The following is a 24,100-nucleotide window of genomic DNA, read 5'->3' as shown; positions in this document are numbered from 1 at the left end:
ATACATTGCGGGAACCACGACATGACCGAAGCTGCACGTCAGTTATCCGAAGCTGAACTACGCGCACTGGAAGAAGAATATGATCCCGAGTCGCGGTTTCGCACGATCCTGCCACCGATCGCCATTCTGACCGGCGTCATTCTGTTTCTGCTGTCGGTCTATCACTTCTATACGGCCGGTTTCGGCATACCGCGTGCAACGACGCATCGTGGTCTGCATATGGGCGCGTCGCTTTTCGTCCTCTTCCTCAGTTTCGCCGCCTTCGACAAGACCCGGCACAAGACCGACGGCTTCGCCGTTCTGGGCATCCCCGTCACCGACTGGATCCTGGCTATCGCGGGGGCCGTCAGCGCCTTTTACGTACCATGGATTTATGACCAGTTGGCCTTTCGCGTCGGCAACCCGCTGACCATCGACATCGTCATGGGCACAATATTGCTGCTGACCCTGATGGAGGCCGTGCGCCGGTCGATGGGCTGGCCGCTGCCCGTGATCGCCGCGCTGTTCATTGCCTATGCCTATTACGGCAAATCGATGCCGGGCATCCTTGTACACCCCGGTGCGGACTGGACGAATATCATCAACCACCTGTATCTGACCTCGCAGGGGATCTATGGCACCGCGCTTGGCGTCATCGCGACCTATGTGTTCCACTTCGTTCTGTTCGGGGTGATGGCCCAGAAAATCGGGCTGGGGCAATTGTTCATCGACCTTGCAACCGCATTGACCGGGCGTTTCGCCGGCGGACCGGCGAAGGTGTCGGTGATTTCCTCTGCGATGCTGGGCACGATCTCGGGCTCGTCGATCGCCAATACCGTCACCACCGGCGCCTTGACCATTCCCGCGATGATCAAGATCGGCTTCAAACGCCACTTCGCCGCCGCTGTCGAGGCCGCGTCATCCACGGGTGGCCAGATCACCCCGCCGGTAATGGGCGCCGTGGCCTTCCTGATGGTCGAATATCTGGGTATCCCGCTGCGCACGATCCTGATCGCTGCGCTCGTCCCCGCCTTCATGCATTTCTTCGGCGTGCTGGTGCAGGTGCATCTCGAGGCCAAGCGCCTTGGCATCCGCGGCCTTACGAAAGAGGAATTGCCGAAAGCCGGCAAGGTCCTGCGCGAGGGCTGGTTGTCGGTCGCCCCGCTGCTCCTGCTAATCTGGATGCTGATGTCGGGCCGCACGCCCTTCCTGTCGGCTTTCTCGGCGATTTCCGCCTGTATGGTGGTCTACCTGATCCAGAGCATCATGTCCTCGGGCGTGCTGGGCGGCATCAAGGAAACCGCAGCCGGCATCTACGAGGGTTTCGTGGCAGGTGCCCGGCAATCGCTGTCGGTGACAGCGGCGGCGGCACTGGTCGGCGTGGTGATCGGCATCGTCACTCTGACGGGCGTTGGTTTCAAGATTGCCTTCATGGTGACGACGGTTGCGGCGAATTGGGCGACCGGTCTCCACGCCTTCCTGGGCTTTCTACCGGTCGAGTTGCTCACCGTGGAAACGCTGACCTTGCTGTTCACCCTGCTGATGACGGCGGTGGTTTGCATTCTGATGGGCTGCGGCGTACCCACAACGGCGAACTACATCATCATGGTCGCCGTAGCTGCGCCGGTATTGGGCATGATGAATGTAGAACCGCTTGTCGCGCATTTCTTCGTCTTCTACTTCGGAGTGCTGGCGGACGTGACGCCGCCCGTGGCGCTGGCCGCCTATGCCGGCGCGGGGATCGCGGGGGCCAATGGCTTCAAGGCGGGCAATACTGCCTTCAGGCTTTCGATGGGCAAGGCACTGGTACCATTCGTCTTCGTCTTCTCTCCCTCGCTGCTGATCGTGACGCAAGCCTTCACGCTGCCGGATTTCCTGCTGGCCTTCACGGGCGCAGTGCTGGGTATCGTGGCGCTATCGGCTGCGATCACCAATTGGCTGATGGGACCGCTGTGGACGATCGAGCGCATCGTATTGCCGATCGCAGCCCTGTTGCTGATCGCGCCAGAGCCGATCTCGACCGCCCTTGGTTTCGTCATCCTGGCGGCAGTGACAACCCGGCAATATCTGGCAACGCACAAGGCCCCGGCGGCTCCGGCGTCCTGATCCGGCAAGAATATCATCACGCAGCTGGCGCAAACCCTTCGGGCGCTGGCTGCGGCCTTTCCTGCGCAATCCAGTCCTGACGCTGCAAACCCCGAAAGGGCGATAAAGCAGAAATCACGCATCCGGGCGCGTTCTGCCATTACCCATCGCTCAGCCCCGCCCGTGAGGTTCGGACCAGTCGATCCGCGGATTCGTCGGGATGATCCGATAGGGATTTATCGTGTCGTGACTGTAATGATAATGTCGCACGATATGGTCGAAATTCACCGTCCCGGCGATACCGGGGATCTGATAAAGTTCGCGCGTCCAGCCCCAAAGATTCGGATATTCGCGCAGCCACGCCCGATTGCACTTGAAATGCGTGTGATACACCGGATCAAAACGAACCATCGTGGTGAAAAGACGCCAATCCGCCTCGGTCAGCCGGCCGCCGGTGAGATAGCGGTGATCGGCCAAAATACCCTCCAGCCAGTCAAGACTGTCGAATAGCGGGCCGATCGCTTCGTCATAGGCTTCCTGACTGGTGGCAAAGCCCGCCCTGTAGACGCCATTATTGACGGTATCGTAGATGCGTTCGTTCAAAGCATCGATCAGGGAATGCAGATCGGCGGGACGGTAATCGTCGGAATTTCCCGTCAGATCGTCGAAGGCTGAATTGAACATGCGAATGATCTCGGCGCTTTCATTGCTGACGATCGTGTCCCGCTGGCGATCCCACAGGATCGGCACCGTCACACGCCCCGACGCCTTTGGATCCGCCCGCAGATAGATATCCCGCAGGAAATGCGTCCCGAAAAGCTCGTCGCCGGTTGCGCCGGGGAAATCCGTGCGGAATTCCCAGCCTTCCGACAACATGTCGGGATGAACGGCAGAGACCCCGATATGCGGTGACAGCCCTTTCAGTTCACGAAAGATCAGCGTTCGATGCGCCCAGGGACAGGCATAGCTGACATAAAGATGATACCGCCCGCTTTCCGCCGCGAACCCGCCCTCTCCGGATGGGCCCGCGGCGCCGTCCGGCGTGATCCAGTTGCGCCACGAGGTCGTGCTTCGCTGAAACCTGCCGCCGGTGCTTTTGGTGTCATACCAGACGTCATGCCATTCGCCATCGACAAGCTGTCCCATTGAGTGCCTCTGTTTCTCGCGGGGGCGCACCCCCGGTCATGTCATGCAGCAGCTTCGCGCGCAGTCTTGGTCGCAGCCGCCCACCATGCCAGCTCATCCAGCATCCCGGTCAGCGACGGTTGCAATATCTCGTCCACCTCGCTCATGTCGCCATTCTGTCCCAGCGGGCTGACTTTCATGAACTCGCCCGCGCCAAGATGAACAGCATTCCGCAGCGGCACCATCTGCAATTCGACCGCAATGTTGCGCAGATGCTCGATGGCACGTGCCGCACCGACGCCGCCATAGCCCATTGCCGCCGCCGGCTTGCGATTCCATTCCTTATATGCCTGATCAAGCGCATTCTTGAGCGCGGCGGTGATCGAATGGTTATATTCAGCAGTCAGAAAAATATATCCGTCGAACTCACCGACCTTGTTCTGCCACGCAACCGCACGCGCATCCTGTGACGGCATCCACAGATTCGAGGCGGCCTCGTTGAAGAAAGGCAGGTCATAATCCCGCAAATCGACCAGCTCGAATTCCATGTCGTCGCGTTTCTGTGCGTTTTCAAGCAACCATGCGGCGGGCTTGTCGGCAAAACGCGTCTGACGGGTCGATCCGATGATGATCGCAATTTTCGGTTTGCTCATATCCGTGATCCTCTCATTTGCTTCATGGGTCGTTATGGGGAAGGATGGCGGAACAGTCCCTGACCTGCCTCCGATACGCAAACGATAATCGCACCAGGCCGTTCGGGCCAGCCATAGGATGCCGAATGCAGCGTTCGTTCCGGCCGAACGACGACGGTTATTCCTGGATCAGTCCCAATCCGCGCAGATAAATGATCGCCCCGCTCTCCAGCATCTCTGCCGGCTCAACCGGAGCCCGCCTACCCGGCTTGCCACGGGAAAAGAGTTCGACGACACCATGACTCATGGCCCAGATATGATTGGCGACCATTCTGGCCGGAGGGCGGCGATCCGGGGGCAAACGGCTGGCAAGCGCCTCGGCGGCATGCAGCAGGACACCCTGCGCCTTCTGAGATGCCTTGGACAAGTCGGGATTCCCGGCGATTGAAATGCCCGATTCGAACATGGCCATATAATATCCCGGCCGGTCCCGCGCGAAATCCAGATAAGCCTGTCCGATGCGCAGAAACGCCGTCAGGATCCGCGGCCTGCCATCGTCGAAAGCCGTTTCCAGCCGGTCCGCGAATTCCAGAAATCCAAGCCGCGCGACCTCTTCGATCAAATCCTCGCGGCCCTTGAAATGCCGGTAAGGCGCAGCCGGAGAGACCCCCGCCCGGCGCGCAGCCTCGGCCATGGTGAAGGCTTGTGGCCCCAATTCCTGAATCAGCGCGGCTGTCGCTTCGACCAGAGCGTGGCGGAGATTGCCGTGGTGATAGTTCCTGCGATCGGCCAATGCATCGCGCCCTACATGCCTTCGCCGAAATAATCGGCAACCAGTTCCTGCAGCGCGTCCGCCAATGCCGTCGCATCGGGGCCGGTGGTCGTCACGACGATCGAACTGCCGCGCGGCGCGGTCAGCATCAGCAGACCCATGATCGAATCTCCCGCAACGCTCATTCCGTCTTTTTCGACGGTTGCCTGCGCGTCAAAGCGTTCGACCACATCCACGAATTTCGCACTTGCGCGGGCATGAAGCCCCTTGACGTTGACAATAGGCAATTCACGGGTAATGGAACCGGTCATCGGGCATGCGTTCCCGTATCCAGAACCGCCTCGGCCGGGACATTGTAGGAGTTGATATATTTCCGACCCGCCTCTTTGGCTCCGGCAACCGCATCGGGCACGGTGAGATGCCGGGTCTTGGCAAGCTTCACCAGCATCGGAAGATTCGCGCCATACAGGATCGTGCGGTTCCGCACCGCGCAAGCCGGCACGGACAGGTTCGAGGGAGAGCCCCCGAACAGATCGGTCACGACGACCACGCCATCGCCATGGTCGACGGCATTGGCTGCAGCCTGAATCTCGGCGGTTTTGGCGGCTCGGTCATGATCGTCCTCGATCGCGACGGCGGCAATACCGCTTTGTGGACCTACGACATGCTCGACTGCGGACAGGTATTCCCGTGCAAGCCCACCATGTGCGACGATGACAATTCCAATCAACGCTTCTCACCAGTACTAATGCCATGCATCACGGCGCCCCGCCTTGCTCATCGGCTTTCGAACCCGCTGTCCCAAGGGGCGGGTTGTCGCCACTGACCAAGGCCGCCTTCATGCGGCGTTCAAGTTCCCTGTGCCTTATTGACACCGGCCAACCCGCATCTGCAAGCGCAACGGCCATTTTTTCCACCAAAGTAACCGAACGGTGTTGCCCTCCGGTACACCCGAAGCCGATTGCGAGATGCGTTTTGCCCTCTTCGACATGCGCAGGAAGCAAAAACAGAATCAGATCACGTATCCGCGAAAAAAATTCTTCATAGCGCGAATCAGCACAAACAAAGTCCTGAACTTCGGTCTGGGTTCCATTCTTTTCGCGCAAATCCCTGTCCCAATGCGGATTGGCGAGAAATCGGCAATCGAACATCAGATCAAGACCCCGTGGCACACCACGCTTGTATGAGAAGGAATGAAGCGACACGCTCAGCCGTTTTTCGGGCCGGACGTCATACCAGCGCGAAAGCTCGGCTTTCAGTTCATGGGGGGACAATTCGGTGGTATCGACCAGCACATCGGCACGCCCCTGAATCGGCGCCAGAAGATCAATCTCGGCCAATACGCCCATCATCGGCGATCCGTCAGGTGCCAGCGGATGCCTTCGCCGTGTCTCATTATAGCGGCGCACCAGCGTATCGGGCGCGCAGTCCAGATACAGGATCTCGGGTGCATAATGCGGATTGCGGGTGAGCCGGTCGATCAGTTCCGTCAGGTTCGTCACCGAGAAATCCCGGTTGCGCGCATCAAGGCCAAGCGCCAGCGGACCGGGCCGCGACGGCCCGTCCAGGAGACGGGGAACCAGTGAAAGCGGCAGGTTGTCGATCGCTTCGAAGCCCAGATCCTCCAGCACGTTGATCGCCGTCGAGCGCCCCGCCCCGGATGGGCCGGTGACAAGCACGACACGCTGCGCCGCGGACGGATCGGCACTGTCCGAAGCGGTCTCAACTGCCATCCGGTCTTCGCCCATGCGGATCATCTCCTTTCCGTCAAAGCTCATCCGCGCGCCCGGCAATCAGATACTGCCGCAGCGCAGCGTAAAGATGCGGGCGATAGGGTCCAAGCGCAAGGGGCAGCCGGAGGCCCAGCAACTCGTGATATCTATCGGGTGGAAGGCGCATTTCCTCGCTTTTCCCCAGATCGGCAACCAGCACCAGTCTGACCGGCCCGGCGGGATCGGCATTCAGGATCCCGATCCCCCTTGCCTCGATTCGCCCGTTCAGGCTGGCGGGGGCCGAGGCGATGATACTGTCCTGATCGCGCCGCAAATCCGTCCTGTCATCGCTGACCAACCGGCCACCAACGGCCAGAAGCTGCAACGCAAGGCTGGATTTTCCGGAACCGGACGGGCCCAGAAGCAAAAGGCCCCGCCCCTCCAGTGCCACTGTCGTTCCGTGAATCTGCCCGACCCGAATCATCTGTCCTCCTGACCGTCTGAATCATGCCCGATTCAGCCGCATTGACCATGCCGGCACCCGACTGTTGGCGTTATCATTGGAAGTTTGCGCTAACTGTCATCCTCAGCTTCTTTTTTCGTGGGAACCCTATGCTATAGGCCAGACTTACTGCGTAACAGTTTAGTTGCAGGCAAACCCAAGTCAGGAGCAAGATCACATGACGACGCGCGTAAACCCGAATTGCCGGTTGGAGGATCAGGGAATCAACGGAGTCGGCCGGGCTTATTACAACCTGCTGGAACCTGCATTGATGACCGAAGCCGTTGCCCGCGGTGAAGGCCGGATCGGGCTTGGCGGCACCTTCCTTGCCACCACCGGCGTCCATACCGGACGCTCACCCAAAGACAAATTCGTCGTCCGCACCCCATCTGTCGAGGACACGATCTGGTGGGAAAACAACGCACCGATGACGCCTGAGGCGTTCGACCTGCTGCATGCCGATATGCTGGAGCATATGAAAGGCCGCGATTATTTCGTGCAGGATCTGTTCGGAGGCGCCGATCCGGCAGAACGTCTGGATGTTCGCCTTGTGACCGAACTGGCATGGCACAACCTGTTCATCCGCCATATGCTGCGCCGCCCGAAGGCAGAGGAACTGACGACATTCACGCCGGAATTCACGATTATCAACTGCCCCAGCTTCAAGGCCGATCCCGAACGTCACGGCTGCCGCAGCGAAACGGTGATCGCACTGAATTTCGACAAGAAATTGATTCTGATCGGAAATACCGAATATGCGGGTGAGAACAAGAAATCGGTTTTCTCGCTGCTGAACTACATCCTGCCCAGCAAAGGCATCATGCCGATGCATTGCAGCGCCAACCACGCACCCGGCGACCCGGACGACAGCGCCGTGTTCTTCGGGCTGTCCGGCACCGGGAAAACGACGCTCTCCGCTGACCCGTCACGCGTATTGATCGGCGATGACGAGCATGGTTGGTCGGATAACGGCATCTTCAATTTCGAAGGCGGCTGCTATGCGAAGACCATCAGCCTCTCGCCCAAGGCCGAACCTGAAATCTATGCCACCACGTCCCGCTTCGGTACCGTGATCGAGAATATGGTTTTTGACGAGGACAGCCTCGAGCTGGATTTCGAGGATAATTCGATCACCGATAATATGCGCTGCGCCTACCCGCTGGATGCGATCTCGAATGCGTCGGAAACCAGCCTTGGCGGGCATCCGAAGAATATCATCATGCTGACATGCGACGCTTTTGGCGTCCTGCCTCCGATTTCGCGGCTGACGCCGGCGCAGGCGATGTATCACTTCCTGTCGGGCTTCACCTCCAAGACCCCCGGCACCGAGGTCGGCGTCGTGGAGCCGATTCCGACCTTTTCGACCTGCTTCGGCGCGCCCTTCATGCCGCGCCGCCCCGAAGTCTACGGTAAGTTGCTGCAGGAAAAAATCGCACGGCACGGCGCGAATTGCTGGCTGGTCAATACCGGCTGGACCGGCGGCGCATTCGGCACCGGCTCGCGGATGCCGATTCAGGCCACCCGTGCGCTGCTGGCCGCAGCTTTGGATGGCAGCCTGAACGCCGCAGAATTCCGCCGCGATCCGAATTTCGGCTTCGAGGTTCCGGTCAGTGTTCCGAATGTCTCGGATGTTCTGCTTGATCCGCGCCAGACCTGGGAAGATCCGGCAGCCTATGACAAGCAGGCGCAGAAGCTGGTGCAGATGTTCAGCGACAATTTCGCACAATATCTGTCCGCCATCTTGGTGTCGGTGCGCGCGGGTGCTATCGGCTTTTCGATATTTTGCATGGGCGGGGGGGGCGGCCCCGGGACCCCCAAGATATTTGGACAAAGAAGAAGAGGGCGTGATTTTCGGATCATTGTCCTGTTACGCTGCGACCGGCCATGTCTTCGCGACCATCGTCAGCACATCATATTCCGCGACGAGTTCGCCCCTCTGATTCGTAACCCTGCTATCCCAGCGCACTTCCCCGTAAACGGCATTCTCGCGCGGATTGATCTGTTTGCAGGTTAACCGGACCCGCAGGCTGTCGCCGAAATAGACCGGGGTCAGGAAGCGCAGATTGTCCACGCCGTAATTGGCCAGAACCGGGCCAGGATTGGGTTCGACGAACAGACCCGCCGCGAAAGAGGCAATCAGATAGCCATGCGCGACGCGATCCTCGAAGAACGGATTGGCCTTCGCCGCTTCGCTGTCCATATGTGCGTAGAACGTATCGCCGGTGAATTCGGCGAAATGCTCGACATCCTCTTTGGTAACGGTGCGGGCCTCGGTCAGGATTTGATCTCCAAGACGCAGTTCGGCCAGCGATTTGCGGAACGGATGCCGGTCGGCACGGGTCGGTGCGCCGTCGATCCACTGCCCCGTCACCGCCGACAGCAGGCGCGGGCCGCCCTGAACCGCGGTGCGTTGCATGAAATGCTTGACGCCACGCATCCCCCCCATCTCTTCGCCTCCGCCTGCGCGGCCCGGACCGCCATGCACAAGCGCCGCAAGGGGTGCGCCATGCCCAGTGGAACTTTTGGCGGAATCGCGATTGCCGATCATCACTCTTCCATGGAAGGAAGCAACGCCGATAACGGCCTCGACCGCGATATCCGGGTCATTGGTGAAGACCGAGGACACCAGCGAACCCTTGCCCTTTTTTGCCAGTTCAATCGCCTGATCCATACCGTCATAGGCCATGATCGTGGCGACCGGTCCGAAAGCCTCGACCTCATGCGGGATGGTCGCGCGCATCGGATCATTGCAGCGCAGAAGCACGGGCGAGATGAAGGCGCCGTTGGCGGCATCGCCGGAAACCAGCGTGACCCGGTCGGGATCGCCGAACACAATTTCGCCCTCGCCAAGGATTTCGGCAATCTTGCCGCGCAGGCTGTCACGATCCTCCAATGAGACAAGCGCGCCCATCCTGGCAGCCCCGTCATCCGGCAAGCCGATGACAATTTTCGACAGCCGCGCGGACAGGGCCTCGATCACCGCCTGTTCATGCTGCGCGGGCACCAGAACCCGGCGGATCGCGGTGCATTTCTGCCCCGCTTTCAAGATCATCTCTTGCTGGACCTCGCGTATGAACAGGTCGAATTCCGGTGTGCCCGGCTCTGCATCGGGGCAAAGGATGGCCGCATTCAGACTATCGGCCTCCATGGTGAAGCGGACCGAGTTGGCGACAATGGCCGGATGCGTCCGCAGCTTCTGCCCGGTATGGGCCGACCCCGTGAATGTCACTGCATCCTGGCCGGTCACATGATCCAGAAGATCGCCCGCACCTCCGCAGATCAGTTGCAGCGCGCCTTTGGGCAGGATCTCCATTTCCAGCATCCGGCGCATGACCAGCTCGGTCAGATAAGCTGTCTGCGAGGCGGGTTTCACCAGACAGGGCATACCGGCGATCAGGGCTGGAGCGATCTTTTCCAACATGCCCCAGACCGGGAAGTTGAAGGCGTTGATATGCACCGCTACCCCGCGAAGAGGAGTCAGGATATGCTGGCCCGCAAAGCTGCCGTCGCGGGACAGGGACTCGACCGCGCCTTCGGTCAGCACCCGCGCATTCGGCAATTCCCGTCGCGCTTTCGACGCGAATGTGAGCATGGTGCCGATGCCGCCCTCGATATCCGGCCACGCATCGCGCGGGGTCGCGCCGGTGGCAAGGCTTTCAGCATGGAATTCATCCTTCATCTCCATCAGCTTCTGGCCGATGGCCTTCAGCATCAGGGCGCGTTCGTGGATCGTATGACGGCGAAGCGCGGCGCCGCCGACGGTCCGCCCCCAGTCAAGCGCGGCCCCGAAATCGATTCCCTCGGAAGAGATAAAGGCATGCATCGCGCCCGTGGCGGCGTTGGCAAGCGGCCTGCCTTCGCCCCTGCCAGCACGCCAGCCGCCCTGCACATAGCTTTCCAGCCGTCTTGCGCTGCGTCCTGAATCCAGCATGATCTGTCCTTCCTTAATTCAGCTTCAGCCGGGTCAGCAGCGCCCCGGTCTCTGCCTGCCAGTTCTGGCGCAATGTCTCGTTATCGCTGTGCCGGAGGCCCAGGGCTTTCAGCCTCTCGAAGCGGTCAGACCGGGTGGGGCCGAAGGTTTCGGCCACGCGGGGCAGCCAATAGGCAACCGAGGCGCGGGCCTCGTCACTGGCCCCGATCCACTCTAGCCCCTCGACACCCAGTTCCATATGGCGGCGTTCACGCGGAAGAATGTCGCGCAGCACCTCGGCCAGCGGCTGATAAGAGCAGCGCGCCAATTCGTCCAAGGCATGCAGCGTGGCCATGCCCATCAGAACATTCATCACCACCGCATCGGCCCAGCCGGTCAGGGGATAGTGAAACACCGACAGACGCATATCGCCACCCTGACGGCGCAGCCCGATCTGCTGATCGCGCGGACCGCGCGCCGCCCAGTCATGCGCCTGCTCATATCGTGCCTTGTCCGTGCCGAACCCTTCCATCAGGTCCAGAACACGCCCGGCATGATCCGCCTTTTCCAGGGTGATCCGGCTTGCGGCGATCCTCTCCTTTATACCGGGAGCCCAGTTGATCGCATCTGCGAAACCCGCCGATCCGGCAAGCTCGCTATCCACGAAAGATGACATCAGCCGCAGCAATTCGCCCCGATAGCGCGGCGGCACGTTTTCCGGCGAGGTCAGCTTACCGCCCTGCGCAAGATAATGCGCGAGCGGCATGGTATCCCCGTCATTCGTCATAGCTCAGCACCAGTTTGTCGGACAAAGGGATACATTGGCAGGACAGGACGTAACCGGCCCTGATCTCGTAATCCTCCAGCGCATGGTTCACCTCCATCTCGAACTCGCCCTCCAGCACCTTGGCGCGGCAGGTCGAGCAGACCCCGGCCTTACAGGAATAGGGCGCGTCCATGTTGTTCCCGATGGCGGCGTCCAGAACGGCAGTGCCGTCCTTGGGCATGCGGAAGGTCCGGGTTGCCCCGTCCAGCGTGACCGAGACTTCGCAGCTATTGGCCGAATTTGCGGCGTCGCGGGATGTTACCCGCTTCTTCGCCCGGCCCGGCTGAGAAGAGACAAAGAGTTCGAACTTGATCTGATCGTCGGTCAGCCCGTGCCTGCGCAGACTTTCGGCAATGGTCAGCATCATCGGTTCGGGGCCGCAGATGAAGGCTGTATCCACGTTTTCCGCATCGATCCACATGCGGAACAGCATATCCATCTTCCCGGCGTCGATGCGGCCGGTGAACAGGTCGATCTCCAGCCCTTCGCTTTCAAGGATATGCACGACCGAGAAGCGCCCGAGATAGAGATTCTTCAGATCTTCGATCTCTTCGCGAAACATGATCGAACTGGTCTGGCGGTTGGCATAGACCAGCGTAAAGGTCGATTTCGGCTCTCGCGCCAGAATGGTCTTGACGATGGACAGGACCGGCGTGATCCCCGATCCGCCCGCAAAACCCAGGTAGAAGCGGGCCGATTGCGGATCAAGCGGCGTGAAAAAGCGCCCCTGCGGCGGCATGGCGTCCAGCAGATCGCCGGCTTTCAGCCCCTCATTCGCCCATGTCGAGAAGGCTCCGCCATCCACGCGCTTGATACCGACGCGCAGGCAGCCCTCATCCAGACCCGAGCAGATAGAGTAAGAGCGCCGTAATTCCTCGCCCTCGAAGTCCCGGCGGAAGGTCAGGTATTGGCCCTGCGTGAAGGCGAAGGCCCCGGCATCCTCGGCGCGCGGCTTCAGGGTGACGACCACGGCGTCACGGGTCTCGCGGCGGATATCGGTCACTTCAAGCGGATGAAAGCGGGGCATTCAGACCTCCTGCCGGCTGGGCGCGGAATCGACTGTTGTCAAAAATCGGGCGTAGCCGGGCAGCGCTTGACCGCGGGAAGGCGCTCTGACGAGAGTGGTCTTCACCTGATAGCGCAACCCCGAACGACACCCGGCCAGTAAGACAACGCCACCTAAGCGCCCGCCCATGGGCGCGATCGGGCGCCGCCGGGCGAGCCGATGGCCCTTGATGCCGGACGGGGAGAGCATGGCGAGGAAGGAGAAAAAATCTAGTGACATTTGAAATAATCGAATGGTTCCAGACAATCCTTGCACCGATAGGCCGCCTTGCACGGGGTCGAGCCGAACTGGCTGACCCGTTCCGTATGGCCCGACCCGCAGCGAGGACATGCCACGGTCAGATTCGAGCGCCCTGCCATGCGGGCGGCCCGTGCGGCCGTTCGCCCATCCGGGGCGGTGCCGTCGATCGGTGGGGCGATGCCGTATGCGCGCAGCTTCTCGCGCGCGTCCGGCGTGACCCAATCGGTCGTCCAGGGTGGCGACAGGCGGCGCTCCAGCCGTAGCTTTTCGACCCCCTGCCCGTGCAAATGAGCCTCGATCGACAGATCTATCACCGAAGTTGCGGGACAGCCGGAATAGGTGGGCGTCACCGCGACGACCAGCGTATCCCCCTCCCACCGGATCTCGCGGATGATCCCCAGTTCCGTGACGGAAACAACCGGAATCTCGGGATCGGGCACCTGATCCAGCCATTTCCAGACCTGATCCGTGGATGGCAGTACGACAGACACAGCATTCACCATTCCGCGCCGGGATAGGCGCGTTGAAGAAACTGCATCTCGGCAAGGATATAACCCAGATGTTCGGTGTGACGGCCCTGCTTACCGCCCTGATGCACATCGAAACGGATTTCGGGCAGGGTCAGAGTCGCCTCGTCCAGCACCTCACCCACCGTCTTGTCCCAGGCAGCACGCAGCGCGGCAAGCTCGGGCGCGATCCCGGCCGCAGCGGCTGCCTCGTCCACCTTGTCCGCCGTGAACAGCTCACCCGCATAGGGCCACAGGCGATTCAGGGCATCCTGCATCCGCCGATGGCTTTCGTCAGAGCCGTCCCCCAGCCGGACCACCAGATCCGAACTGCGTTCAAGATGATAGCTGACCTCTTTCAAAGCCTTGGCCGCAATTTCGGCGATGCGGGGGCTGGCGGATTCGGTCAGCCCCGTCAGCATCTCGAAATGCCAGGCATCGAACAGGAATTCGCGCATCAAGGTCACGGCCATGTCGCCATTGGGCAATTCGACCAGTTTCGCGTTCCGGAACTTCATTGCATCGCGCAGAAAGGCCAGATCGTCAGCCGAGCGTCCCTTGCCCTCGATCTCGGCAGCCAGTGCCAGCCACATCTGGGTGTGCCCGATCAGGTCAAGCGCCGTATTGGCAAGCGCGATATCCTCTTCCAGCGCAGGGCCATGGCCACACCATTCCGAAAGACGGTGGCCAAGGATCAGGCAATTGTCACCCATGCGGCACAGCCACTCGAACAAAGCGCGCCTCAACCCGTCATCGGCAAGAACCGGGTCCGGCGCGGCAGTGATTTCTGCAATCGCCGACATCACATATGCCCCACATCATCGGGAATATCGAAGAAGGTCGGATGCCGGTAGACCTTGCTTTCCGCCGGATCGAACAGCGGACCCTTCGCAGAAGGAGCCGACGCGGTGATATCGGTGGATTTCACCACCCAGATCGAGACGCCCTCCTTGCGGCGGGTATAGACGTCACGAGCGTTATTGACGGCCATCTCGGCATCCGGCGCATGCAGACTGCCTACATGCCGGTGATTCAGCCCGTGCTGACCCCGGATGAAAATTTCCCATAGCGGCCATTCCTTTTTGGACATCGGTGGCTATCCCTTTTATTCGGCTGCGACAGACGCGCCTGCCCGGCGCGCCGCGGCCTTTCCGGCATAGGCGGTCAGACCGTCACGGAACCATGCGCCTTCGTCCCAGGCGCGACGGCGGGCATCCAGCCGTTCCTGATTGCAGGGGCCGTTGCCCTTGATGACCTCGAAGAATTCCTGCCAATCGGGTTCGGCGAAATCGTAATGGCCGCGCTTATCGTTCCATTTCAGCGTCTCATCGGGGACGGTCAGTCCCAGATATTCGGCCTGCGGCACGGTTTCATCGACGAATTTCTGCCGCAGCTCATCATTGGTGTTCATCTTGATCTTCCACGCCATGGACTGCGCGGAATGAACCGAGTCCTTGTCGGAAGGCCCGAACATCATCAGCGCCGGGAACCAGAAGCGGTTCAGCGCGTCCTGCGCCATTTCCTTCTGCTCGGGCGTGCCCCGCGCCATCTTCATCATAATCGCGTAGCCCTGACGCTGATGAAAACTTTCCTCCTTGCAGATGCGGATCATCGCCCGGCTGTAGGGGCCGTAAGAGGTGCGTTGCAGCGGCACCTGATTCATGATCGCCGCACCATCGACCAGCCAGCCGACCGCGCCCATATCCGCCCATGTCAGCGTCGGGTAGTTGAAGATGGAACTGTATTTCATCGCCCCGGAATGCAGTTTTTCCAGCAACTCGTCGCGGCTGACGCCAAGGGTTTCGGCAGCGCTGTAAAGATACAGCCCATGCCCCGCCTCGTCCTGAACCTTTGCCAGCAGGATCGCCTTGCGTTCCAGCGTTGGCGCGCGGGTGATCCAGTTGCCTTCGGGCAATTGGCCAACAATCTCGCTATGGGCGTGCTGGCCGATCTGGCGGATCAGCGTCTTGCGATAACCCTCTGGCATCCATTCCTTGGGCTCGACCTTTTCGCCCCGGTCGATGCGGTCCTGAAAGGCACGTTCCTCGGGGGACATTTCCTCCGATGATTTCATGCCTTCCGATTTCACCATCTGGGCATACATGGCCGTGCCTCCGCTTTCAGATCCGCCCGGGCGCCTTGGTCGCCTGCGCGGTAACGAGATGGTCCAATTCTAGCACATCCAGCCGATTCACGCTTCCAGAGAACAAACCCGTTTCGCAACGGGCCGCAAACGCGCAGATCATTACGTCTTTCATCCATTCTCCTCCGCCGGTCTGATGGGGCATGCCATTCATCGACCGACCGGTCACCAATATAACTCTAAAAACATCACATATAAAGAAAATTATTTCTGTTTTCTGTGATGTTTGATGGCGAAATAAATTTATCCTGCTTTATCATCAGATTAATCCTTAATCGCGCAGCAGATCGGCAAAGCGCTTCATCGTTTCCTCTGTCATTTCCGGCAGAAGGCCATCAGAAGCGGCAAAGCTGCGCCCGACGAATCGGTCTGCGGCGGGCGAAAGGGACAGGTAGATCTGCCGGAAGATGTCTCGGGCTTCTTGCGCCGGCCAATCTCCGGGCAGGGCCTCGGCAGGCAAACGGGGATCCGCCAGGACGGCATGGCGATATTCGTCGACCAGACGCAACCGTAATGTCAAAGAATCCTGCCCGGACAAAGCATCAAGCCGCGCAACGTCGCGGACCGGCGCAAAATGGGCGATGAACCCGCGATAATTCTTTGCCCCCGCGTCCAGTGGCCAATATTGCGCCGCGAATTCCGGCAAATCCCGCACGGCCAGGCTTTGCGCCCGCATGACAGTTCCGCCCGGCATGCCCTGCCCTTCACGGTGCGGCGCAAGGATCGCCTGTGGTCCGACCCTGACCCAACCGGGGGGTGGTTCCTCTTTATTGGCGAACCCGACAAGCCATTCCTCGGGCGGCACGGGCGGCGGGAACAGGATGCGCGATGCCTGCCGGAACTCTGCCTGCCCTGCCAGCGACAGGCGGTAGAAGCTTTTCCGCCCGACCCGTTCCCCAACAAACCGGCCCGCACCGACCAGCCGGGAGACCGCCGTTCGAACAAGACTTTCGCTGATCCCGTGCATCGCGCAGCATTCGATCAGCGTACCCATCCATAACGTCCCGCCACGCGGCTCGACCACATCGCCATATATCGTGACGATCAGCGAGGCCGCCTTGGGGGACGGGGCAGTGATGATGCGCTGGACTGCTTTGGGCAAGGCATTCGCGGCGGTTTCGGTTGGCATTCGATGACATCACCAAAAGGGTATGTATTCCGCTGACAGCGTAATGTCTGCCGCCGCCACTGTCACGCGGCATCGATATTGCTTCTTGCTGTTTCATTCCTCCTGCCGCTAAGGTCGTACAGATGCGCGACCATTTCCCGGATGGCAGGGCATCCGTTTGGCTTACCGGTTTCGCTTTGCCTACATAAATTCGGAACTAAGCTCTGCGTCTCAGAACGTATTGAAAAGAAGGAAGGGGAGATGACAGCCAATCTTCAAGATTTGGCACGTCACGTCAAACCCGGGCAATGCGTTGCGCTACCGGTGGATTACGCGGGCGTTTCGATGGCGATGACCCGCCCGCTGATCGAACATGGTGCAGGCGATCTGCATCTGGTCTGTGTGCCGACCGGGGGATTGCAGGTCGATCAGCTTATCGGGTCGGGGCTTGTCCGCCGGGTCGAAACCAGCGCGGTATCGCTGGGAGAGGCGGGCGGCGCACCGCGTTTCAATCAGGCAGTCAGGGAAGGCCGGATAGAGCTGCGGGATGCGACCTGTCCGGCGATCCATGCCGGCCTTCTGGCCGCGCAGAAGGGCGTCCCCTTCATCCCGATACGTGGCCTGATCGGCTCTGACCTGCTGGCCCGGCGGGATGACTGGAGGCTGACAGAGAATCCCTTTTCGGACCTGCCAGACCCCATCGTGTTGATCCCGGCGATCACGCCCGATATCGCGATCTTCCACGCCCCCATGGCCGATATGCAGGGCAATGTCTGGATTGGCAGACGCCGCGAACTGGCTGCGATGGCCTATGCCGCCAGAGAAACGCTGGTGACGGTAGAACGAATTGTCGAACATAGTCTGCTGGCCGATGAAACCACCGCGGCAGGCACCCTGCCCGCGCTTTACGTGACCGATATCGCGGTCGCGCCGCGAGGGGCGTGGCCTTACGGTCTTTGGGGCGAATACGACACCGATACAGCGGAACTGATACGTTACGCCAGGGCGGCCCGCAGCGAGGACGGCTTTGCCGAATACATGAGCCGCGCCGAGGTTCCGGTATGAGTACCGCCCTGCCCCGCGAAATCCTGATCTGCATCATTGCGCGGCTGCTGGACGGCGTGCGCAGCGTCGCTGTGGGGGCCTCATCCCCCCCATGCCGGCGGCGGGGGCGATGCTGCGCCGCGCCATGGACGACGGGCAAAGGCAGGTGCGGCTGTCCATTCTTGGCTCCGTCGAACATAATTTCTTCACCAATGGTTCGGTCGAGCTGTTCGACAGCGCCGGTCAGGGACGACTGGATGCATTCTTTCTTGGCGGCGGGCAAATCGATGGGCAGGCCAATGTCAATCTGGTCGGCACCGGAGAATATCCGCAAAGCGATGTTCGCTGGCCCGGATCCTTCGGTTCGGCATATCTTTATTTCACCGTGCCGCGGGTAATCCTGTTCCGCGAGGAACACAGCCCGCGTGTCTTTGTCGATAAGGTCGATTTCATCAGCGCCCCAGGGGTCAGCCCTCCCGGGGTCTATCGCCCAGGCGGCCCGATCGCATTGCTGACCGGCAAAGGGCTGTTCAGTTTCGACCGGGCACGACCGGGCTTCAGGCTGGAAAGCATTCATCCCGGCCACGATCTTGATGAGATCGTGGCCGCCACAGGCTTCGGTTTCGATCATACGGACGCACCCCCGACCACAATCCCACCCGATGCTGCCGCGCTTTCCCTGCTTCGCGGACGGGTGCTGGATGAACTTGAAGAAACATATCCCGCCTTTGCCGCCGATTGGCGCCGCGATCTTGCGGGCGCAACCGCAAAGGATGTCTCGGCATGACAGGGACCGGATCATTGAAAAATCTCAGGGTTCTCGATGCCAGCCGCGTGCTGGGCGGCCCCTATGCCGGGTAGATTTTGGCCGATCACGGGGCCGATGTGATCAAGCTGGAACCCCCGGCGGGCGACGAAACACGTGGCTGGGGGCCACCTTTTCTGGGCGATGCGGCCAGCTATTTCCTTGGCGTCAACCGCAACAAGCGCGGCATGGCGGTGGATTTGTCGCAAGAGATGGGGCAAGAGCTTTTTCTGGCGATGCTGGAAAATACCGATGTGCTGATCGAGAATTTCAAGACCGGCACCCTGGAACGCTGGGGTCTGGGGCGGGACGACCTTTCACGCCGCTTTCCCCGGCTGATCCATTGCCGCGTCTCGGGCTTCGGCGAAGACGGACCGATGGGCGGTCTTCCGGGCTATGACGCGGCCGTTCAGGCGCTTTGCGGCATCATGAGCGTGAATGGCGAGCAAGGCGGCCAGCCGCTGCGGGTCGGTGTACCGGTCGTGGATATCGCGACCGGACTCAACGCGGTGATCGGAATCCTGATGGCCCTGAATGAACGGGCGGAAAGCGGCAAAGGCCAGTTCGTCGATGTCAGCCTGTATGATTGCGGCATGTCGCTACTGCATCCGCATCTTCCGAATTATTTCCTGTCGGGCAAGGTGGCAGAACCTTCCGGCAATGCGCATCCGAATATCAGCCCCTATGATACATTCGCCACCGGCACCGACCCGATCTTTCTGGCTGTGGGCAACAACAGGCAATTTGCCACGCTTTGCCGGATGATCGACCGCCCCGACCTGCCTATGGATGAGCGTTTTATCAGCAATAGCCAGCGCAATATCAACCGCGACGCCCTGAAGACCCAGCTTGAAGCCGCGCTGGCGCATTTCGACTGCGCCGACCTGTCGGAACGTCTCATAAAGGCAGGCGTGCCCTGCGGCGCGGTGCGCGGCATCGATCAGGTGATCGCCGATCCGCATACGATTCACCGCGAAATGGTGGTAAATATCTGAATACCGGGGCACCGGCAGCCCGATCAAGATGTCACGCACCCCGGCAAGCTATCGCCGCGCTCCTCCGGGATTCGCCCAGCACAGCGCCGAGGTGATGAAGGAATATGCATTGGACAGCGACCGCTACCGCAATGTACTGCCGGGTCTCGATCCTGTGGAAAAGCCGGAATCCGCCTGATCCGCGGGCTCTTGCACAAGACGGAAGAACGGATCGTTATACGCGCATGGCAGGAAACCCGCCGACGTGAAGGATTGAATGATAACCGATCCCGACAAAGCAGACGCACCCGTCAGCCGCTTTCCCGTACCCCGGCTGCAGGACATGCCCGAAGATATCCTGAACCGCATCCTTGCGGTTCAGGAAAAATCCGGCTTCATCCCGAATGTCCTCCTGACCCTTGCGCATCGCCCCGACGAGTTCCGGGCATTTTTCGCCTATCACGACGCATTGATGGACAAGCCCGGCAACCTGACCAAGGCCGAACGCGAGATGATCGTGGTTGCCACCTCGAATGCGAATGAGTGTCAGTATTGCGTGGTCGCGCATGGCGCGATCCTGCGCATCCGCGCCAGGGATCCGTTGATCGCGGATCAAGTGGCAATCAATTGGCGCAAGGCCGATATCACGCCCCGGCAAAAGGCGATGCTGGATTTCGGCCTGAAGGTCTCTGCCCGCGCGCAAGAGGTGGCTGACAGTGATTTCGACACCCTGAAAGCGCATGGCTTCACCGAAGACGACATATGGGATATTGCAGGGATTGCGGCCTTTTTCGGCCTGTCGAACCGGATGGCCAATGTGACGAACATGCGGCCGAATGCAGAATTCTATCAGATGGGACGCTAAACATGACCAAAGGTTACAAGGAAATGCTGGCCGAGGCCGACGCCGTCGTTCAATCCGTTTCGGTCGCGCAGGCCGCAAGAGCGCCTGACGATCCGCAGGCCGTTCTTGTCGATATCCGCGACCCGCGCGAACTGGAGCGCGAAGGGATGATTCCCGGTGCGTTCCATGCCCCGCGTGGGATGCTTGAATTCTGGATCGACCCCGAAAGCCCCTATCACAAGCCCCGTTTCGCCGAGGACAAGACCTATATCTTTTACTGCGCGTCCGGCTGGCGCTCGCTTCTGGCCGCAAAGCTGGCGCAAGAGATGGGGCTTAAAGCGCAATCGCTGCGCGGCGGATTTGGCGAGTGGAAAAAAGCCGGAAATGCTGTCGCCGAGAAAGGCTCTGCCAAGGGCTGACGGCGACCGGCTGTGTGATATCGGGGGGAGCGATGAACAAATATGAAGACGGGCTGGAACGTTGCGAGGCCAACCATCAGCCGATGACACCAATTGCGTTTCTTGAACGCGCGGCACGGATCTATCCCGATCATACGGCGGTCATCCATGGCAGCCAGCAAAGTTCTTATGCCGAGTTGTGGAACAACTGCCGTCGCCTTGCATCCGCTTTGGCCGCGAAGGGCGTGGGGCGCGGCGATACGGTCTCGGTCATGCTGTCGAACACACCGCCGATGATCCATGCCCATTACGGGGTGCCAATGGCGAATGGCGCGGTGCTGCACTCGCTGAACACCCGGCTGGATGCCGCGGCCATCGCGTTTCAGCTTGACCATGCCGAGACCCGGGTGCTGATTGTCGACCGCGAATTTTCGCAGGTCATGTCCGAGGCGCTTGCCAAGGCAACGGTCAAGCCGCTGGTGATCGATTTCGACGATAGCGAATATCCCGACGACGCGCCCCATCCGAAAGGCGCACCGATCGGAAGCCTGGACTACGCCGATTTCCTTGCCTCGGGCGATCCGGATTTTTCCGGTACGCTTCCGCAGGATGAATGGGATGCGATCTCGCTGAACTATACCTCGGGCACCACCGGCAATCCCAAGGGCGTAGTCTATCACCATCGGGGCGCGGCACTGATGGCACTGAACAACGTCATCCATGCCGAGATGCAGAAACATCCGGTCTATCTGTGGACCCTGCCGATGTTCCACTGCAACGGCTGGTGCTTTCCCTGGACCGTGCCGGTACAGGCGGGCACGCATGTCTGCCTGCGCTGGGTGCGTGCCGCTGCGATTTACGACGCAATGGCGGATCATGGCGTCACGCATCTTTGCGGCGCGCCGATCGTCATGTCCACGCTGCTGAACGCCCCCGCTAAGCAGAAGCGCGACTTCCCGCAACCGGTCATCTTCAACACCGCAGCAGCCCCGCCGCCTGAAACCGTGCTGCAGGCAATGGCCGATGCAGGCTTTCGGGTCACCCATCTTTACGGTCTGACCGAGACCTACGGTCCGACGGTCGTGAATGAATGGAACAGGGACTGGGACGCGCTTTCCGGCGCGGAACAGGCCGCCCGCAAGGCGCGTCAGGGCGTGCGCTACCTGTCGCTGGCCGGGGTTTCGGTACTGGATCCCGAAACCATGCAGCCGGTTCCCGCAGATGGCAAGACCATCGGCGAGGTGATGTTCCGCGGCAATATGGTGATGAAAGGCTATCTCAAGAACCCGGCCGCCACGGCCGAGGCGTTTACCGGGGGCTGGTTCCATTCGGGCGATCTGGGGGTCATGCATCCCGATGGCTATGTGCAGCTCAAGGATCGGTCAAAGGATATCATCATTTCGGGCGGCGAGAATATCTCTTCGATCGAGGTGGAAGAAGAGCTTTACCGCCACCCGGCTGTCTCCCTTTGCGCGGTCGTCGCCATTCCCAGCGAGAAATGGGGAGAAACCCCCTGCGCATTCATCGAGACACGGGACGGCCAGCAGGTTTCCGAAGAAGAGATCATCGCCCATTGCCGCGCCGGGCTGGCGAATTTCAAATGCCCCTCTCGGGTTGTCTTTGAGGACCTGCCCAAGACCTCGACCGGGAAGGTTCAGAAATTCGCCCTGCGCGCCCGCGCGGCGGAACTGGTCCGGAAAGCCGATTGATAGAAACTCCCGCTCCACGGCGCAAGGCGGGCGTGGCGAAGCGGCGAATCCGTTTTCATGCCGCAGCCATGGCCGCGAAGTTTAGCATGACATCGAGGTTGTACAGATCTCCCGCATTATCAGGGTTGCTGAAAAGCTGTCCGCACGCAAAAGATAACCCATGACACCAGAGTCACTTCCCGCAGTCATCCTTGCCGGTGGCAACGCAAGTCGCATGGGCGGCGCGAAGGATGCACGGTTGCTTGCCGGCAAGTCCCTGCTTCGCCATGTTCTGACCTGTATCACGCCGCAATGCGGACCAATTGCGTTGAATGCGAACGAAGATTCCGGTCGTTTCGCGCCCCATGGTCTGCCCGTCCTGCCCGACAGCATCCCCGGACGCCCCGGCCCCCTTGCCGGAATACTCGCGGCTATGGATTGGGCCGCAGAACTGGGCTGCCCCTGCGTTCTGACAGTTCCCACCGACACTCCTTTCCTGCCCCCGGATCTGGTATCCCGGCTGCGCGAGAATGCCGGTCCGGGCCAGTTCTGCCTTGCCGCCAGCGCCCCGACCGATGGCGAAACGCGCATTCACCCCACCTGCGGAATCTGGCCCATCCGGTTGCGCAAGTACCTGCGCAGCACACTGAAATCCGGCCGGCGGAAGGTCATGGGTTTTGCTCTGGCGCATTCTCCTGCCAGCGCTGTCTGGACATATTCCGCGACGGATCCGTTCTTCAATATCAACTCGCCCACAGATCTCGCACAGGCAGAGGCTCTGCTTTCGGCCAACGGGAAAGCCGGCGCGAAAGATTGCCACCACCGCAACCCATGATATAGCAGAATTCTCCACCGCAATCCGGAAACCATATCGTGACCGAGCAACCGCATCAGACTGGCTTCGTATCTCTGGTATCGGCCGGACCCGGAGATCCAGAGTTGCTGACACTGAAAGCCGCCCGGCGCCTGGCAGAGGCGGATGTGGTGCTGTACGACGCTCTCGCATCCGGGCCGGTTCTGGATCATGCCGGGCCAGATGCCGAGCTGATTCCGGTCGGGAAACGCGCTGGCCGGCCCTCGGCCCGGCAAGAGCATGTCAACGCCCTATTGGTAGAACATGCACGGCAGGGGCGCCGGGTCGTCAGGCTGAAATCCGGCGATGCGGGAATCTTCGGCAGGCTGGAAGAGGAACTGATCGCCCTTGCGGATGCGGGCATCCCGTTCGAGATCATTCCCGGCGTCACCTCGGCCAGTGCCGCCGCCGCTGCGGCGGATCTGCCCCTGACCCGCAGGCTGACGGCAAGGCGCCTGCAATTCCTGACCGGCGCGGATGTGACCGGCAGCCTGCCCGGGGATATCAACTGGGCGGCCATTGCCGATCCGCATGCCATCACCGTGGTTTTCATGGGTCAGCGGAATTTTCCGGCACTGGCTGCGGAACTGCGGGCGCACGGGCTGAACGAGACGACCCCTGCCCTGTTCGCCGAATCCGTGGGCCATCCGCAGCAACGCCTGATCCGCACCACCATCGGCGAACTGGCGAAGCTTCTGGACGGGGCCAGCGTGACCCAGCCCGGCATCATCATTTTCGGACCATTGGGGTTCGAACGGTAACCAAACCGCCTGCGTACCGTCAGGACCTGACATATAACGGATTTGCCTAAAATGCCCGGTTCTATTCTGGTGCATTCCGATGGCGATCCATGTCTTGATCAGCGGGCCGGAAATTCCGGTGTCCGAA

26 protein-coding genes and 1 pseudogene are annotated in these 24,100 nt (G+C 60.7%); 11 read left to right on the top strand and 16 right to left on the bottom strand.

Annotated features, from left to right (window positions below):
- Positions 1-21 precede the first annotated feature (21 nt).
- The gene (locus Q0601_RS04605) at positions 22-2,085 is read left to right on the top strand and encodes a TRAP transporter permease (RefSeq protein ID WP_305287621.1); all 2,064 of its coding nucleotides are present in this window, start codon (positions 22-24) and stop codon (positions 2,083-2,085) included.
- Positions 2,086-2,235: 150 nt separating this feature from the next.
- On the opposite strand, the gene Q0601_RS04600 is transcribed toward Q0601_RS04605, so the two are convergent.
- From Q0601_RS04600 to Q0601_RS04570, 7 genes are all read right to left on the bottom strand, one after another.
- Positions 2,236-3,210 carry a glutathione S-transferase family protein gene (locus Q0601_RS04600; RefSeq protein WP_305287619.1) on the bottom strand — a complete coding sequence of 325 codons (975 nt, stop codon included), beginning with the start codon at positions 3,208-3,210 and terminating at the stop codon, positions 2,236-2,238.
- Positions 3,211-3,251: 41 nt separating this feature from the next.
- The gene (locus Q0601_RS04595) at positions 3,252-3,842 is read right to left on the bottom strand and encodes an NADPH-dependent FMN reductase (protein WP_305287617.1); all 591 of its coding nucleotides are present in this window, start codon (positions 3,840-3,842) and stop codon (positions 3,252-3,254) included.
- A gap of 157 nt (positions 3,843-3,999) precedes the next feature.
- Entirely contained in the window at positions 4,000-4,614 is a 615-nt protein-coding gene (locus tag Q0601_RS04590) for a TetR/AcrR family transcriptional regulator (protein ID WP_305287615.1), read from the bottom strand.
- 11 nt (positions 4,615-4,625) lie between these two features.
- Entirely contained in the window at positions 4,626-4,904 is a 279-nt protein-coding gene (locus Q0601_RS04585; RefSeq protein ID WP_305287613.1) for an HPr family phosphocarrier protein, read from the bottom strand.
- The gene (locus Q0601_RS04580) at positions 4,901-5,323 is read right to left on the bottom strand and encodes a PTS sugar transporter subunit IIA (protein WP_119747062.1); all 423 of its coding nucleotides are present in this window, start codon (positions 5,321-5,323) and stop codon (positions 4,901-4,903) included. Before Q0601_RS04580 ends, Q0601_RS04585 begins: the two co-directional genes overlap by 4 nt.
- A 28-nt stretch (positions 5,324-5,351) precedes the next feature.
- Positions 5,352-6,326 (bottom strand): RNase adapter RapZ, encoded by a 975-nt coding sequence (rapZ, locus tag Q0601_RS04575; protein WP_305287884.1) that lies wholly within the window; start codon positions 6,324-6,326, stop codon positions 5,352-5,354.
- A 34-nt stretch (positions 6,327-6,360) separates the two neighbouring features.
- A complete protein-coding gene (locus Q0601_RS04570) occupies positions 6,361-6,789 on the bottom strand; it encodes an HPr kinase/phosphorylase (protein WP_305287610.1) in 429 nt (142 codons plus the stop codon).
- A gap of 196 nt (positions 6,790-6,985) precedes the next feature.
- On the opposite strand from Q0601_RS04570, the gene Q0601_RS04565 reads away from it, so the two are divergent.
- Positions 6,986-8,821, top strand: coding sequence for a phosphoenolpyruvate carboxykinase (locus tag Q0601_RS04565; RefSeq protein WP_370656092.1), 1,836 nt, complete (start codon positions 6,986-6,988; stop codon positions 8,819-8,821).
- Here Q0601_RS04565 and paaZ read toward each other — a convergent pair.
- The 9 genes and pseudogenes from paaZ to Q0601_RS04520 form a co-directional block, all read right to left on the bottom strand.
- Positions 8,756-10,738 (bottom strand): annotated as a pseudogene (gene paaZ, locus Q0601_RS04560) (phenylacetic acid degradation bifunctional protein PaaZ); the annotation flags it as partial. The gene Q0601_RS04565 and the pseudogene paaZ sit on opposite strands and share 66 nt — an antisense overlap.
- 13 nt (positions 10,739-10,751) lie before the next feature.
- The gene (locus Q0601_RS04555) at positions 10,752-11,483 is read right to left on the bottom strand and encodes a Phenylacetic acid catabolic protein (RefSeq protein ID WP_305287606.1); all 732 of its coding nucleotides are present in this window, start codon (positions 11,481-11,483) and stop codon (positions 10,752-10,754) included.
- 10 nt (positions 11,484-11,493) lie between these two features.
- On the bottom strand, positions 11,494-12,570 hold the full coding sequence (gene paaE / locus Q0601_RS04550) for a 1,2-phenylacetyl-CoA epoxidase subunit PaaE (protein WP_305287604.1): 1,077 nt from the start codon (positions 12,568-12,570) through the stop codon (positions 11,494-11,496).
- 248 nt (positions 12,571-12,818) lie between these two features.
- Positions 12,819-13,352, bottom strand: a complete 534-nt coding sequence (paaD, locus tag Q0601_RS04545) for a 1,2-phenylacetyl-CoA epoxidase subunit PaaD (RefSeq protein WP_305287601.1) — start codon at positions 13,350-13,352, stop codon at positions 12,819-12,821.
- The gene (gene paaC, locus Q0601_RS04540) at positions 13,346-14,158 is read right to left on the bottom strand and encodes a 1,2-phenylacetyl-CoA epoxidase subunit PaaC (protein WP_305287598.1); all 813 of its coding nucleotides are present in this window, start codon (positions 14,156-14,158) and stop codon (positions 13,346-13,348) included. Before paaC ends, paaD begins: the two co-directional genes overlap by 7 nt.
- Positions 14,158-14,445 (bottom strand): 1,2-phenylacetyl-CoA epoxidase subunit PaaB, encoded by a 288-nt coding sequence (paaB, locus tag Q0601_RS04535; RefSeq protein ID WP_119747046.1) that lies wholly within the window; start codon positions 14,443-14,445, stop codon positions 14,158-14,160. The genes paaC and paaB overlap by 1 nt, the downstream gene beginning before the upstream one ends.
- A 15-nt stretch (positions 14,446-14,460) precedes the next feature.
- The gene (gene paaA, locus Q0601_RS04530) at positions 14,461-15,459 is read right to left on the bottom strand and encodes a 1,2-phenylacetyl-CoA epoxidase subunit PaaA (protein WP_305287593.1); all 999 of its coding nucleotides are present in this window, start codon (positions 15,457-15,459) and stop codon (positions 14,461-14,463) included.
- 16 nt (positions 15,460-15,475) lie between these two features.
- Entirely contained in the window at positions 15,476-15,613 is a 138-nt protein-coding gene (locus Q0601_RS04525; protein WP_305287590.1) for a hypothetical protein, read from the bottom strand.
- Positions 15,614-15,769: 156 nt separating this feature from the next.
- Positions 15,770-16,627: a PaaX family transcriptional regulator gene (locus tag Q0601_RS04520; protein WP_305287588.1), complete on the bottom strand. Its 858-nt coding sequence runs from the start codon at positions 16,625-16,627 to the stop codon at positions 15,770-15,772.
- A gap of 240 nt (positions 16,628-16,867) precedes the next feature.
- On the opposite strand from Q0601_RS04520, the gene Q0601_RS04515 reads away from it, so the two are divergent.
- From Q0601_RS04515 to cobA, 9 genes are all read left to right on the top strand, one after another.
- Complete coding sequence (locus Q0601_RS04515; protein ID WP_305287586.1) at positions 16,868-17,671, top strand: CoA transferase subunit A; 804 nt, start codon at positions 16,868-16,870, stop codon at positions 17,669-17,671.
- A 109-nt stretch (positions 17,672-17,780) separates the two neighbouring features.
- Positions 17,781-18,437 (top strand): CoA transferase, encoded by a 657-nt coding sequence (locus tag Q0601_RS04510; protein ID WP_305287584.1) that lies wholly within the window; start codon positions 17,781-17,783, stop codon positions 18,435-18,437.
- Positions 18,438-18,535: 98 nt separating this feature from the next.
- The gene (locus tag Q0601_RS04505; protein ID WP_305287582.1) at positions 18,536-19,450 is read left to right on the top strand and encodes a CaiB/BaiF CoA transferase family protein; all 915 of its coding nucleotides are present in this window, start codon (positions 18,536-18,538) and stop codon (positions 19,448-19,450) included.
- 28 nt (positions 19,451-19,478) lie between these two features.
- Positions 19,479-19,628, top strand: coding sequence for a hypothetical protein (locus Q0601_RS04500; protein WP_305287580.1), 150 nt, complete (start codon positions 19,479-19,481; stop codon positions 19,626-19,628).
- A gap of 78 nt (positions 19,629-19,706) precedes the next feature.
- Positions 19,707-20,294 (top strand): peroxidase-related enzyme, encoded by a 588-nt coding sequence (locus Q0601_RS04495; RefSeq protein ID WP_305287578.1) that lies wholly within the window; start codon positions 19,707-19,709, stop codon positions 20,292-20,294.
- Positions 20,295-20,296: 2 nt separating this feature from the next.
- Positions 20,297-20,692, top strand: coding sequence for a rhodanese-like domain-containing protein (locus Q0601_RS04490; protein ID WP_305287576.1), 396 nt, complete (start codon positions 20,297-20,299; stop codon positions 20,690-20,692).
- 32 nt (positions 20,693-20,724) lie between these two features.
- Positions 20,725-22,380 carry an acyl-CoA synthetase gene (locus Q0601_RS04485; protein ID WP_305287574.1) on the top strand — a complete coding sequence of 552 codons (1,656 nt, stop codon included), beginning with the start codon at positions 20,725-20,727 and terminating at the stop codon, positions 22,378-22,380.
- Between the two features lie 160 nt (positions 22,381-22,540).
- Complete coding sequence (mobA, locus tag Q0601_RS04480) at positions 22,541-23,194, top strand: molybdenum cofactor guanylyltransferase MobA (RefSeq protein WP_305287572.1); 654 nt, start codon at positions 22,541-22,543, stop codon at positions 23,192-23,194.
- A gap of 38 nt (positions 23,195-23,232) precedes the next feature.
- Positions 23,233-23,973 carry a uroporphyrinogen-III C-methyltransferase gene (gene cobA / locus Q0601_RS04475; protein ID WP_305287570.1) on the top strand — a complete coding sequence of 247 codons (741 nt, stop codon included), beginning with the start codon at positions 23,233-23,235 and terminating at the stop codon, positions 23,971-23,973.
- Positions 23,974-24,100 lie beyond the last annotated feature (127 nt).

Source organism: Paracoccus wurundjeri (assembly GCF_030678915.1).
Lineage (GTDB): Bacteria > Pseudomonadota > Alphaproteobacteria > Rhodobacterales > Rhodobacteraceae > Paracoccus > Paracoccus onubensis_A.
Note: the sequence above shows the minus strand (reverse complement) of the source record. Positions and strands in the feature narration are given on the sequence as shown.

Excerpts from the sequence above, each read along its gene's own strand:
- Q0601_RS04510 (WP_305287584.1), top strand. The coding sequence starts at position 17,781 with ATGCTGCGCCGCGCCATGGACGACGGGCAAAGGCAGGTGCGGCTGTCC.
- Q0601_RS04555 (WP_305287606.1), bottom strand. The coding sequence starts at position 11,483 with ATGCCGCTCGCGCATTATCTTGCGCAGGGCGGTAAGCTGACCTCGCCG.
- Q0601_RS04595 (WP_305287617.1), bottom strand. The coding sequence starts at position 3,842 with ATGAGCAAACCGAAAATTGCGATCATCATCGGATCGACCCGTCAGACG.
- paaB (WP_119747046.1), bottom strand. The coding sequence starts at position 14,445 with ATGTCCAAAAAGGAATGGCCGCTATGGGAAATTTTCATCCGGGGTCAG.
- Q0601_RS04585 (WP_305287613.1), bottom strand. The coding sequence starts at position 4,904 with ATGACCGGTTCCATTACCCGTGAATTGCCTATTGTCAACGTCAAGGGG.
- Q0601_RS04485 (WP_305287574.1), top strand. The coding sequence starts at position 20,725 with ATGAACAAATATGAAGACGGGCTGGAACGTTGCGAGGCCAACCATCAG.
- Q0601_RS04495 (WP_305287578.1), top strand. The coding sequence starts at position 19,707 with ATGATAACCGATCCCGACAAAGCAGACGCACCCGTCAGCCGCTTTCCC.
- paaC (WP_305287598.1), bottom strand. The coding sequence starts at position 14,158 with ATGTCGGCGATTGCAGAAATCACTGCCGCGCCGGACCCGGTTCTTGCC.
- Q0601_RS04600 (WP_305287619.1), bottom strand. The coding sequence starts at position 3,210 with ATGGGACAGCTTGTCGATGGCGAATGGCATGACGTCTGGTATGACACC.
- mobA (WP_305287572.1), top strand. The coding sequence starts at position 22,541 with ATGACACCAGAGTCACTTCCCGCAGTCATCCTTGCCGGTGGCAACGCA.
- Q0601_RS04500 (WP_305287580.1), top strand. The coding sequence starts at position 19,479 with ATGTCACGCACCCCGGCAAGCTATCGCCGCGCTCCTCCGGGATTCGCC.
- Q0601_RS04565 (WP_370656092.1), top strand. The coding sequence starts at position 6,986 with ATGACGACGCGCGTAAACCCGAATTGCCGGTTGGAGGATCAGGGAATC.
- Q0601_RS04525 (WP_305287590.1), bottom strand. The coding sequence starts at position 15,613 with ATGAAAGACGTAATGATCTGCGCGTTTGCGGCCCGTTGCGAAACGGGT.
- Q0601_RS04605 (WP_305287621.1), top strand. The coding sequence starts at position 22 with ATGACCGAAGCTGCACGTCAGTTATCCGAAGCTGAACTACGCGCACTG.
- paaD (WP_305287601.1), bottom strand. The coding sequence starts at position 13,352 with ATGGTGAATGCTGTGTCTGTCGTACTGCCATCCACGGATCAGGTCTGG.
- Q0601_RS04570 (WP_305287610.1), bottom strand. The coding sequence starts at position 6,789 with ATGATTCGGGTCGGGCAGATTCACGGAACGACAGTGGCACTGGAGGGG.
- paaE (WP_305287604.1), bottom strand. The coding sequence starts at position 12,570 with ATGCCCCGCTTTCATCCGCTTGAAGTGACCGATATCCGCCGCGAGACC.
- Q0601_RS04520 (WP_305287588.1), bottom strand. The coding sequence starts at position 16,627 with ATGCCAACCGAAACCGCCGCGAATGCCTTGCCCAAAGCAGTCCAGCGC.
- Q0601_RS04490 (WP_305287576.1), top strand. The coding sequence starts at position 20,297 with ATGACCAAAGGTTACAAGGAAATGCTGGCCGAGGCCGACGCCGTCGTT.
- paaA (WP_305287593.1), bottom strand. The coding sequence starts at position 15,459 with ATGTATGCCCAGATGGTGAAATCGGAAGGCATGAAATCATCGGAGGAA.
- Q0601_RS04515 (WP_305287586.1), top strand. The coding sequence starts at position 16,868 with ATGACAGCCAATCTTCAAGATTTGGCACGTCACGTCAAACCCGGGCAA.
- rapZ (WP_305287884.1), bottom strand. The coding sequence starts at position 6,326 with ATGGCAGTTGAGACCGCTTCGGACAGTGCCGATCCGTCCGCGGCGCAG.